Raw genomic sequence first — 12,274 nt, forward strand, 5'->3', positions numbered from 1 at the left:
ATGAGAAGGAGACATCCCTACAGATGTCTCCTTTTTTATGTAACTATAATGGTACTTATTTCCTTAGCCTCACATAGTCCACGGCATGCCCTTCTCCTTTATGTAGTATCAGACTGGCCCGTTCACGTGTAGGGAGGATGTTTTTACGCAGATTCTTGCGGTTTATTTCTCTCCAGATGGTTTTTGCGGTATTGATCGCGTTCTTGTCAGCCAGTTTGGCAAAGCTGTGAAAATACGAATCGGGATTCGTAAATGCTCCTTTCCTGAACTTCATAAAACGGGAGATATACCACTCTTCCAGTTTCTGCTCATCGGCATCCACATAGATGGAAAAATCTACAAAATCGGAAACGAAAATACGGGGTTTTTCATCCGGATAATCCATTCCGCTCTGCAATACATTCAATCCTTCCAAAATAAGTATGTCCGGCTGGTCTATGACCTGATACTCGTTAGGGATAATATCATAAATGAGATGCGAATATTTGGGTACTCTTATATTTCTTTTCCCCGCTTTCAGGTCCGTAACGAACTTCAACAGTGTCTTTATATCATATGATTGAGGGAATCCTTTCTTGAGCATAATGCCTTTTTCTTCCAATGTAGCGTTTGGATACAGAAATCCATCGGTGGTTATCAGTGATACTCGCGTATCCTCTTTCCAACGGCTAAGTAATGCCTGTAATACACGTGCAGTTGTGCTCTTGCCTACCGACACGCTACCGGCAATCCCGACAATGAAGGGAACTTTCATCGATTTCTGATTGAGAAACTTTGTCAGTACCGACTGGCGGCTGGTACGCGCATTGAAGTAATAACTCAATAAACGGGAGAGAGGCAGATAGATGTCTTCTACTTCGTCGATAGAGAGTTCGTAGTCGATGCCCTGCAGCGTCAGCAACTCTTCATATGTGAGCGTCATCGGTTCCGAGTCGCGGAGAGCAGCCCATTGATTACGGGAAAACTGAATGTAAGGACTCGAAGGAAATGCTTCCATTCTTTCAATTTTAGAATACGAATGCTACAAAGGTAGAAAAACTTACAGGTTATGAGTTATTATAACATGAGTATTTTATCTATAGGTAAAGCTTATGGCTTTGGAGTCCTTTGAAGTATTGGTATAAGTAGTAAGTAATGAGCGGTAAGAGGGAAGTAAAGAATTGGAAGCGGCAGCTTTTTCTATTGTTGTCAAACTATGTTCTGGTATTTATAATTTCCAAGGAATTAAAAAATCAGAATCAGCCCAAAACAATAATTATATATTTTACAAGAAAGCCATATGTAGTTATGCAGAGGATCAAATTGTAATATTTTACATGTATTTAAAAAATCCTTACATCTTTAGCAGGGAAGAAACCTCTAATTTTGCTTCAGTAATAATCCAATATCTAACTAACATTATAATATCCATGAAAGAGCGAAGAAAAAACTATCTTTTACTTATCACTTTTGTTTCGGCTATGGGAGGCCTTCTTTTCGGCTATGACTGGGTTGTCATCGGAGGTGCTAAACCATTTTATGAAGTATATTTTAATATTGCCGATTCCCCGGTTATGCAAGGCTGGGTAATGGGAAGTGCTATTTTAGGATGTCTTGTGGGAGTGATGGTTTCGGGAAGTTTATCCGACAGGTACGGAAGGAAGCCGCTAATGATCGTTTCTTCCCTCATATTTATTATAGCTGCTATTGGTACAGGTATTTGTAATGATCTTTCATGGTTTATAGTGTACAGGGTATTGGGGGGCATTGGCATTGGCATGGCTTCAAATCTGTCTCCGATGTATATTGCAGAGGTTTCCCCGGCAAACGTAAGGGGTAAGTTTGTGTCGGTCAATCAACTGACAATTGTAATTGGTATACTCTCGGCTCAGATTGTAAACTGGCTTATAGCAGATCCCGTGATGCCGGGTGAAGATATCCTGGCCTCCTGGAACGGGCAGATGGGATGGCGCTATATGTTTTGGACAGGAGGTGTACCCGCCGTTGTATTCTTTCTGATGCTCTTTATCTTGCCGGAGAGTCCGCGCTGGTTAAGTACCCGTAATGAATTTACCAAATCGGAAAATATATTGAACCGCATCGGGGGAAAGGCTTATGCAGAAAACGAAATTGCGACTCTCAAAGCGGCAGTTTCGGAGGTGAAAGAGAACGTAAATTATAAACTACTATTCAAAGGAAAGATGCCTAAGATATTATTGATAGGTATTGTTATTGCAGCTTTCCAGCAATGGTGTGGTATTAATGTGATATTCAACTATGCTCAGGAGATATTTTCAGCAGCCGGATACGGAGTATCCGATATATTATTCAATATAGTTGTTACAGGGGTGACTAATGTTATATTCACGATAATTGGCATGTATACGGTAGATAAACTCGGACGCAGAGCGTTACTTTTATTCGGAGCAATAGGATTGGCGCTTATCTATGCGGCTCTGGGGGCATGCTACTATCTCGAAATATCCGGCATTGCCGTATTGTCGCTCGTTATGCTGGCTATCGGTTGTTATGCAATGAGCCTGGCTCCGATTACATGGGTGGTCATTTCCGAAATATTTCCCACACGTATCAGGGGGATGGCAATGGCGGTGTCAACATTCTCTTTGTGGACAGCATGTTTTATCCTTACATATACATTCCCTCTTCTTAATAGTGGATTAGGGGCATATGGCACATTCTGGCTATATGGAATAATCTGCCTATTAGGATTTATATTTATTAAAGCAAATTTACCTGAAACGAAAGGTAAATCACTTGAAGAAATAGAGAAAGAATTAACAAAATAAATAAAGTATTTAAAGGCCTTATCTTCAGTTGCGTAAGTAGATTTGTTATTTGCGGTACAGGGGATTGAATGCTAAAATGAATCTATAATAATATAAAACTGTATTAAGAAATGGAAGAAATTACAAGCTATCTTATTCAGTCTACAATTGATGAAAAAGGAGTTGTTAAAGCATGGGCGGAAGATATTATGCTTCCTACATATGAGATAGGAGAAGAAGAGAAGAACCCTATGTTTCTCGAAAAAAGAGTCTATCAGGGTAGTTCGGGAGTCGTATATCCTTATCCTGTGGTCGAAAAAGTATCTGATGAGAAAAAAGATAAACAATATAAGGCTCTGTTTATCGAGAATGAATTTCTCAAAGTGATGATATTGCCTGAACTTGGAGGACGTATTCACATGGCTTACGACAAGGTAAAGCGACGTCACTTTGTTTATTATAATCAGGTTGTCAAGCCGGCTTTGGTTGGTCTTACTGGTCCCTGGATTTCGGGAGGAATCGAATTTAACTGGCCTCAGCACCATCGGCCGAGTACGTTTCTACCAACAGATCACCTTATAGAAGAAAGTGCCGACGGAAGCGTTACCGTATGGTGTAACGAGGTTGAACGCATGTTCCGTACAAAAGGCATGCAGGGCTTTACCCTTTATCCGGGAAAAGCATATATTGAAATCAACGTGAAAGTATATAACAGAACAGCTTTCCCTCAGACTTTTCTTTGGTGGGCAAATCCGGCTGTTGTAGTAAATGACGGTTATCATTCTGTATTTCCTGCAGATGTGCATGCGGTATTCGATCATGGTAAACGTGCCGTATCCAATTTCCCGATAGCAACAGGGGAGTATTACAAGCAGGACTATTCCGCGGGAGTGGATATTTCCAAATATAAAAATGTACCTGTTCCTACATCCTATATGGCGATTCAGTCGAAATTCGACTTCGTAGGAGGTTATGAAGAAGATGTAAAAGGTGGACTGTTGCATGTTGCCAATCACAATGTATCACCAGGAAAAAAGCAATGGACATGGGGTAACGGGGACTTCGGGCAGGCATGGGACAGAAATCTGACTGATGAAGACGGGCCGTATATCGAGCTGATGACAGGCGTTTATACCGATAACCAGCCCGACTTTGCATGGCTGCAACCGAATGAAGAAAAGTCATGGGTACAATATTTTATGCCTTATGCGGAAGTTGGCTATGTTAAGAACGCTAATAAGGATGCGATAGCTAATATCGAAATCAAAGACGGTAAGGCTAAAATAATTATTTATACAACATCAGAATTCAAAAACCTCCGTGTGCTGTTAAGGGATAAAGAAGGAGAGGTATTTATTGATGAACAAGCTAATACTTCCCCGTCAGAATATTATATAAAAGAACTGTTTGTAGGTAATATACTTCCGGAAAACCTTATATTCGAACTATATACATCAGAAGGTAGAGAATTACTGACCTATCAGGCGGATAAACCTGAAATTAAACCAATCCCCGATCCTGCAAAAGCAGCAAAAAGGCCTAAGGATATTGCATCTATCGAGCAGTTATACCTTACAGGGCTTCATCTGGAACAGTACCGTCATGCAACGTACAATCCTTTTGATTACTATATGGAAGCATTGAACCGTGAACCCGGGGATATTCGTTGCAACAATGCTATGGGATTATTGATGATACGGAGAGGGCAGTTTGCCAATGCGGAACCATTCTTGCGTAAAGCAATAGAAACTCAGACAGAGCGTAACCCGAATCCGTATGATGGGGAGCCTCATTACAATTTAGGTTGGTGTTTGCATATGCAAGGTAAAAAAGACGAAGCATACAAAGCATTCTTTAAAGCGACATGGAATGCCGCATGGCAGGATTCAGGCTATTATGCACTGGCCAGGATAGATGCGGAAAGAGGTTTATACGAAGATGCTTTGGACCGGATCGACCGTAGTCTGGTAAGGAACTGGCATAACCATAAAGCCCGTCAGTTGAAAACTTCGATTCTCAGAAAACTGGAACGTAAAGATGAAGCTATGGCTTTGATAGGAGAATCATTGAAAATAGATAAATTCAATATGGGCTGCCGTTTCGAAAAGTACCTGTTGACAAATGATTTAAATGATTTGAATGAACTTAGAACCTTAATGCGCGGGGCACCCCATCCTTATATAGAATATGCCCTCGATTTTGCAGGAGCAGGCATGTATGACGAGGCGGGCCAATTGCTGTCGTATGTTGTTACCGGTGAGGATAATGTTTATCCGATGGTGTATTATACATTAGGTTATTTTGCTTCCCAATCAGGTGATAGAGCCAAAGCGAAAGAATATTATGTGAAAGCAGCGGGGATGAATCCGGACAAGTGTTTCCCTAACCGTATAGAGGAAGTAAATATCCTTCAGGATGCGATGAAGATAAATCCTTCGGATGCTTTAGCGCCATACTATCTGGGTAACTTCTGGTATGCTTTCCGTCAATATGACGAAGCAAAAGAGTGTTGGGAGAAATCTATGCAACTGAATGATAAATTTCCGACAGTATTGCGTAACCTGGCATTGGCGTATTACAACAAATACGACAGAAAGCAGGAGGCGAGGGAATTACTGGAAAGAGCGTTTGCTTCAGACCCGTCAGACTCACGTATGTTGATGGAACTGGATCAGCTATACAAGAAAATGGGAGTTTCACATAAAGAGCGTCTTGCCCTGTTAGATAAATATCCGGCACTTGTAGCCGAACGTGACGACCTGTGTATAGAACGCATCACCTTGTATAATCACTTGGGCAGATATGCAGAAGCAAAAGACCTGATTGCATCCCGCAAATTCCATCCGTGGGAAGGCGGCGAAGGCAAAATTACCAAACAATATACGGTTTGCCGTATCGAACTGGCCAAACAGGCTATCAACAGTAAGAAGTATGACGAAGCGGTAACACTTCTTCACGAGATAGATTCTTTTCCTCACAATCTCGGAGAAGGAAAACTGACGACTGCCGAAGAAAACGATATAGATTATTATAAAGGTATTGCTTACCGTGGATTGGGTAATGAGGAAAAAGCTATATTTTTCCTCCGGAAAGCGACAGTTGGTATAGCTGAACCGCAACAGGCATTTTATTATAACGATCAGCAACCGGATAAGATATTCTATCAGGGACTGGCTTGGCTGGCACTAGGCGACACGGACAAAGCCCGCGGACGTTTTCACAAGCTGATCGATCATGGAGAGAAACATCTGTTTGATAATTGCCAAATCGATTATTTTGCTGTATCATTGCCCGATCTTGCCATATGGGAGGACGACCTGAATACACGGAATAAGATACATTGTTACTATGTTATGGGATTAGGAAACCTTGGACTTGGCAACCTGGATAAAACAAAAGAATATCTGGGTAAGGTAGTACAATTGGACGTAAATCATATCGATAGCCAGTTAATATTAAGCAGTATATAACTTATAATAGAATATGATGAATTTAAAAAAGATAATGTTTATATTGAACATATTCCTGTTTACGACAGGGATATACGCGAACGATTTTGTCCCGCTGACGACAGATAATGTATGTTTATTGCTAAAAGTGAATGACCGTAACAAACTGGAACAGGTTTATTTTGGAAAGAAGATCAGTCAGATAAGTGAACTGGAAACTCTTGCTCCGGGAAATTTCAGCGCTTACTCTACCTTCGGAACAAATCATGTATTTGAAGCCGCATTGAGAGTTACGCATGCTGATGGTAATACCTCCACTGAACTGTCCTATGTGTCTTCAAAAGTTGAAAATAAATCCGGTAATATTATCCATACTATTATCTCCATGAAAGATGATTATTATGGCCTTTATGTAGATTTACACTATAATGCTTATCAGAAAGAAGATATTATTGAACAATGGACAGAGATAAAGAATAACGAAAATAAGAGTATTATGCTGGCAAATTTTGCGTCTTCCGATCTGTCTTTCTTTTCGCAGAAGTATTATATAAGCCAGTTCCACGGTGATTGGTCGGAAGAGATGAATATATCGGAAGACGAATTATCTGCGGGAATTAAAGTAATTGACTCCAAGCTTGGTGTACGGACAAACCAATATACACATCCATGCTTCCTGTTGGCGTTGGACAAACCGGCAGAGGAACAGAGTGGGGAAGTGATTGGAGGAACGTTGGCCTGGCCGGGTAATTTCCAGTTCAGTTTTGAAGTAGACAATGCAAAAAAACTGCGTATCCTGTCAGGGGCCAATCCTTATGCTTCTACTTATACACTGGAGAAAGGGCAGGTGTTTAAAACTCCGGCACTGCTCTATACCTACAGCAATGAGGGTACCGGGAAGATATCCCGCAATTTTCATCGCTGGGCAAGGCAATATGGTATAAAGAACGGCAATAAGGAAAGAAGTATTTTACTCAATAACTGGGAAGCTACATATTTTGATTTTGATGAGGCTAAACTGACTCAGATTATAGATGATGCCTCAAAAATGGGTTTTGAACTATTCCTCCTTGATGATGGCTGGTTCGGGAATAAATATCCCAGAAATGGGGACAATGCCGGTCTTGGCGACTGGCAGACAAATAAGAAGAAGTTACCGAGGGGAATACCATATCTTATAGAAGAGTGTAAAAAAAGAAACCTGAAGTTTGGGATATGGATAGAGCCCGAAATGGTAAATCCCAACAGTGAATTGTATGAAAAACACCCTGACTGGGTTATTGCGCAGCCACACAGGGAGAGAACGCTCCAGCGTAACCAGCTGATACTCGATATGAGCAATCCCGCAGTGAAGGATTTTGTATTCAATACTATAGATAATATATTGCAAGACAATCCGGGAATCGATTATGTAAAATGGGATTGCAACCGTTTTGTCCATAATCCGGGTTCATCGTATCTGTTTGCAGGTAAACAGTCTCATCTGTGGATTGACTATACCCGCGCGCTACTGGAAGTAATGGAAAAAGTAAGTGCTAAATATCCGGATGTAACATTTATGGCATGTTCGGGCGGCGGCGGCCGTATCGACTATGGATCGATGAGGTATTTTGATGAATATTGGATCAGTGACAACAATGATCCGTTGCAACGTATATTCACTCAATGGGGAACACAATATTTCTTCCCGGCTATAGGCCTTGCCAGTCATGTGGCAGTATCCCCCAATCATATATCGGGGCGAAGTACCCCTCTTAAATTCCGTTTCGATGTAGCTATGTCTGCAAAATTAGGAATGGATTTACAGCCGGTACAGATGACCGAAGACGAAAAAGCTTTTTCCAGAAATGCGATAGAAACATATAAGAAAATCAGGAAGACGGTATTAATGGGAGATCTTTATCGTATATTGTCGCCATATAAGGGCAACCGCACTGCATATATGTATGTGTCGGAAGATAAAGATGAAGCTATCCTGTTCAATTTCCTTGTAAGGAAAGAAGTCAAATCGAATCAACAAACTATTCTTTTACAGGGTCTTGACCCCAATAAGAAATATATCATAAAGGAAGTGAATAAAGACCCTGACGACTGGTCAAGGGTATCGGCGTATGAAGGTAAGGTGTTCAGTGGCGAATACCTGATGACTGCCGGAATGACTTTTGGAATGTATAATGAATATGAAAGCGTAGTACTTCAGTTAAATAGCGTAGAATAACAAATGAAACATATATTGGCAATTTTATTATGTTTATCTCATTTATTTTCAGTTAACGTGTCTGGAATAGAGGTCGTATCGCCTGATTCACACCTGAAAGTAAAGATAGATATCAAAGATGCGATCACTTACCAGGTATTTTTCAAGGGGAAGGAGATCATCGCAACCTCTGACATTGGTTTTCAACTGCAGGGAGAAGATCTTATGAAAAATCCCCGCGTAAAGAATACAATAAGAAGTTCCGCAGATGAAACTATACAACCTCTGTATGGAAAATTTAAGTCGTTGCAAGAGAAATATAATGAAGTAAGGCTTGATTTTCAGAAAGGGTATTCTTTAATATTCAGAGCTTACAATGAAGGTGTGGCATACCGTTTTGCAGCCGGACTGGATAAAGAGATGATTGTCAGTAATGAAATATTCAATGTCAATATTCTTAATGATCCGGCTGTTATATATCCCGAAACAGACAATTATACTGCATGGGAGTTGATGTATGTCGACTATGCGTCCCAATCGTCTATCAGAGACGGGAAAAAAGCCATAACCCCGGTTCTCTTTTCTATGCCTGGCAATGTCAAGGTGGTAATTGCTGAATCGGATGTAAGGGATTATCCCGGCATGTATCTGAAAAAAGGCGAAAAAGGGTTTTATGCCGATTTTGCCCAATATCCTGATAGTACAGCTTTGGGTAGCTGGGGATTTGTTTCCGTCGTACAACGAACCCGGGATTATATCGCCAAGATCAAAGGTCGACGCGATCTGCCCTGGCGTGTAATGATCGTCACCGATAATGATAAAGACCTGTTGACAAACGAATTGATCTATAAACTTGCAACACCTCAGTCATTAACTGATGTTTCGTGGATAAAACCGGGAAAGGCCGCCTGGGAATGGTGGCACGATGCCCTGCTGCCCGGTGTGGATATCCCGTCGGGAATGGATAACCGGAATACAGTTCTATATAAGTATTATATAGATTTTGCAGCCGAAAATAATCTGGAATACCTGATGATAGATGCCGGCTGGTCCGATATCTTCGATTTGTCGAAAGTGAATCCGAAAGTAGATATTCGGGAGATTATCGATTATGGTAAAAAGAAAAATGTAGGTGTATTTCTTTGGTGTGTGGCAATGGCGTTGACTGATAAAGCTGATGAATATCTGAAAATGGTTCATGATTGGGGGGCTGTGGGTATTAAGGTGGATTTTTTTGATCGTGATGACCAGTTGGCGATGGAGTGGTATGAAACGATTGCCCGTAAAGCGGCAGAATACAAACTGATGGTAAACTTTCATGGATGCAGTAAACCTACCGGAATGCAACGCATGTACCCTAATATTGTGAACTATGAGGCAGTAAGAGGCGGTGAATGTTCCAAATGGGATTTGACCGCTAATCCGAAGCATCATGTGACAATACCTTTCACCCGGATGCTGGGAGGCGCGCTTGATTATACTCCGGGTGCATTACGGAATTGTTCTCCCCAGTTGTTCCGGCCTGTCGATCCGGGATTGCCCTCGGCTCAGGGCACACGTTGCCATGAGTTGTCGATGTTTGTGCTCTATGATCAGTATTTTGCGATGCTCTGCGATTCCCCCTCCGAATATCGTAAAGACCCTGTTATCCTGAAGTTCCTTTCCAAAGTTCCTGTGGTATTTGACAATACCAAGGTACTGGATGCTAAGGTCGGAGAATATGCCCTCGTTGCAAAACAAAAGGGGAAAGACTGGTATGTAGGAGGTATGACCGATTGGACGGCAAGGAGTTTTACGGTTGATTTCTCATTCTTGCCAAAAAACGGGAAATACATGGCAGAGATATATCGCGATGGTGACGATGCCAGTTTATGGGCTACACACTATATTTATGAAGAAAAAGAAGTGGATGCGAGTTCCATACAAACATTTGCCGTATCGGCTGGCGGAGGATTGGTAATGAGGATTTACAAGAAGTAAGAATGTGGTAATAGATGTATTATGATTATGGTAGCAAGACAAAAGCCAATTATAAATCAGGGTAAAGAGGTTAAGTTGTTTCGTATAACGAACTCTTCAGGGGCTTATGTTGAAGTAATGAATTATGGCGCTACAATTGTTTCGGTTGTCGTACCCGGCAAGGACGGCTTGTTAGGGAATGTTGTTTTGAAATATGATGATATCACGGATTATTTCACGGATGAGTTTTATATTGGATGCACTGTAGGACGTTATGCTAATCGTATATCAAAGGCTCGATTCCCATTGAACGGAAAGACATATCATGTAGATAAAAATGACGGTATGAATTCCAATCATGGGGGCTTTAATGGGCTGAATAAGAAAGTGTTTGACTGCAATATTATGGGAGATAAGGTTGAGTTTATCTCCGAAAGCAGTGATGGGGAAGGCGGTTTTCCCGGAAATCTCAGGTTATCCGTCATATATGCTTTTTCCGAAGATAATGAGTTGGATATAGTTTACAGGGCTGTTTCGGATAAGGCTACTCCTGTGAGTTTTACCAATCATAGTTACTTTAATCTGGATAGTACAGCAGAAGGAGATGTATCTGCCCATAAGTTACGAATAGATACAGGCAACATCCTCGAAATGGATAATACTTTTTTGCCTACAGGAAAGATTCTTGCTGTAGACGGCTCCGCCTTTGACTTTCGCCTGCCTGGTATTATAAGAGAAAAAATGAAAGCGAAGAACGACAACCTGAAAGGGTATAATGCTTTCTATATAAAGGAGAAAAGGGGTATGGTCGATCCTTTCGCTACTGTGAGTAGCCAAGTGTCGGGCCGGCAAATGGATGTATATACAACTATGCCCGGAATTATGCTCTATACAGGCGATTTCCTGTCGGGCAGGTTCATGCCGATGGGAGGGTTGTGCATCGAAGCTCAGTATTATCCGGATGGTGTAAATCATCCATATTTTGTTTCCAATATATTAAAACCATTTGAAGAACAAACAGATATGGTCAGGTATCATTTTCGGTAACAGGATGTTCCTTTCAATTCCCGGATGTGGATACATATTCCTTTCCGGGCGGATTATCCGGATCATATATGCCCTTCGCTCAGTTACGGGTAAATAAGACAAGCGTTTTTAACTGCAAAAAGGGATACTTTTTACAACAGGAGATAGACTGCAATCATATGGCAGGCGCTTCCTCCCAATACAAAGAAATGGAAAACAGTGTGCATGTATTTCTTCTTTGTCCAGGAATAAAACAGTGCGCCAACGATGTAGGAAACCCCTCCTGCTATAAGCAGATAAAAGGATTCGATGCGTCCGTCGGCAGATAATACGTCTGCCAGAGGTTTGAAAGCTACGAGTATGGCGCAACCCATTAATACAAAACAGATGGTTTCGAGGTTGCTATGGTCTTTTAGTCTGGCAAAGCTAAGTATCAGTCCGGCTATAGCAGCTAACCAGATGAAAATAAAAAGCGACCATCCCCATGCGCCCTCATTGCGCAGTACCAGGAGAGTGAATGGAACATATGTGCCGGCTATGTGCAGGTAGATAGCTGCATGGTCGCATTTGCGGAGCATACTTTTTCTTTTGCCGTGTTTACAGCCATGATACCATGTAGATGTGATGTATGATGCCATCATGCCGGAAAGGTAAATGATAACGCCGCCGATAGCCCACCCGCTACCGTTTTCGATGGCTGCGGCAAGGAGGATATATCCGCCGGTGATACCGAGCAGAATACCTATCGCATGTGACATGCTGTTGGCTATTTCTTCCTCTTTTGTATAGAATTTACTTCTCTCCACTTTGTCTTGGATTACAGAATACAAAAGTACGGATAAAGTTTCTAAGAAGTTGTCAGAATTATACCGGAATAA

Annotated in this window: 7 protein-coding genes; 5 read left to right on the forward strand and 2 right to left on the reverse strand. The window is 41.4% G+C overall.

Annotated features, from left to right (window positions below; all coding sequences use genetic code 11):
- Positions 1 to 55 precede the first annotated feature (55 nt).
- Positions 56 to 997, reverse strand: coding sequence for a type I pantothenate kinase (gene coaA, locus ACFO6W_RS04150; RefSeq protein WP_379994095.1), 942 nt, complete (start codon positions 995 to 997; stop codon positions 56 to 58).
- A 403-nt stretch (positions 998 to 1,400) separates the two neighbouring features.
- On the opposite strand from coaA, the gene ACFO6W_RS04155 reads away from it, so the two are divergent.
- The 5 genes from ACFO6W_RS04155 (at position 1,401) to ACFO6W_RS04175 (ending at position 11,417) form a co-directional block, all read left to right on the forward strand.
- Complete coding sequence (locus ACFO6W_RS04155; protein ID WP_379994126.1) at positions 1,401 to 2,786, forward strand: sugar porter family MFS transporter; 1,386 nt, start codon at positions 1,401 to 1,403, stop codon at positions 2,784 to 2,786.
- A 110-nt stretch (positions 2,787 to 2,896) separates the two neighbouring features.
- Positions 2,897 to 6,235: a DUF5107 domain-containing protein gene (locus ACFO6W_RS04160; protein ID WP_379994096.1), complete on the forward strand. Its 3,339-nt coding sequence runs from the start codon at positions 2,897 to 2,899 to the stop codon at positions 6,233 to 6,235.
- A 13-nt stretch (positions 6,236 to 6,248) separates the two neighbouring features.
- Positions 6,249 to 8,432 (forward strand): alpha-galactosidase, encoded by a 2,184-nt coding sequence (locus ACFO6W_RS04165; RefSeq protein WP_379994097.1) that lies wholly within the window; start codon positions 6,249 to 6,251, stop codon positions 8,430 to 8,432.
- Between the two features lie 57 nt (positions 8,433 to 8,489).
- Positions 8,490 to 10,391: a glycoside hydrolase family 97 protein gene (locus ACFO6W_RS04170; RefSeq protein WP_379994099.1), complete on the forward strand. Its 1,902-nt coding sequence runs from the start codon at positions 8,490 to 8,492 to the stop codon at positions 10,389 to 10,391.
- Between the two features lie 27 nt (positions 10,392 to 10,418).
- Positions 10,419 to 11,417 carry an aldose epimerase family protein gene (locus ACFO6W_RS04175; protein ID WP_379994101.1) on the forward strand — a complete coding sequence of 333 codons (999 nt, stop codon included), beginning with the start codon at positions 10,419 to 10,421 and terminating at the stop codon, positions 11,415 to 11,417.
- 131 nt (positions 11,418 to 11,548) lie between these two features.
- On the opposite strand, the gene trhA is transcribed toward ACFO6W_RS04175, so the two are convergent.
- The gene (trhA, locus tag ACFO6W_RS04180; protein ID WP_379994103.1) at positions 11,549 to 12,202 is read right to left on the reverse strand and encodes a PAQR family membrane homeostasis protein TrhA; all 654 of its coding nucleotides are present in this window, start codon (positions 12,200 to 12,202) and stop codon (positions 11,549 to 11,551) included.
- Positions 12,203 to 12,274 lie beyond the last annotated feature (72 nt).

Source organism: Dysgonomonas termitidis (assembly GCF_042654545.1).
GTDB classification, from domain to species: Bacteria; Bacteroidota; Bacteroidia; order Bacteroidales; family Dysgonomonadaceae; genus Dysgonomonas; species Dysgonomonas termitidis.

Excerpts from the sequence above, each read along its gene's own strand:
- coaA (WP_379994095.1), bottom strand. The coding sequence starts at position 997 with ATGGAAGCATTTCCTTCGAGTCCTTACATTCAGTTTTCCCGTAATCAA.
- ACFO6W_RS04160 (WP_379994096.1), top strand. The coding sequence starts at position 2,897 with ATGGAAGAAATTACAAGCTATCTTATTCAGTCTACAATTGATGAAAAA.
- ACFO6W_RS04165 (WP_379994097.1), top strand. The coding sequence starts at position 6,249 with ATGATGAATTTAAAAAAGATAATGTTTATATTGAACATATTCCTGTTT.
- ACFO6W_RS04175 (WP_379994101.1), top strand. The coding sequence starts at position 10,419 with ATGGTAGCAAGACAAAAGCCAATTATAAATCAGGGTAAAGAGGTTAAG.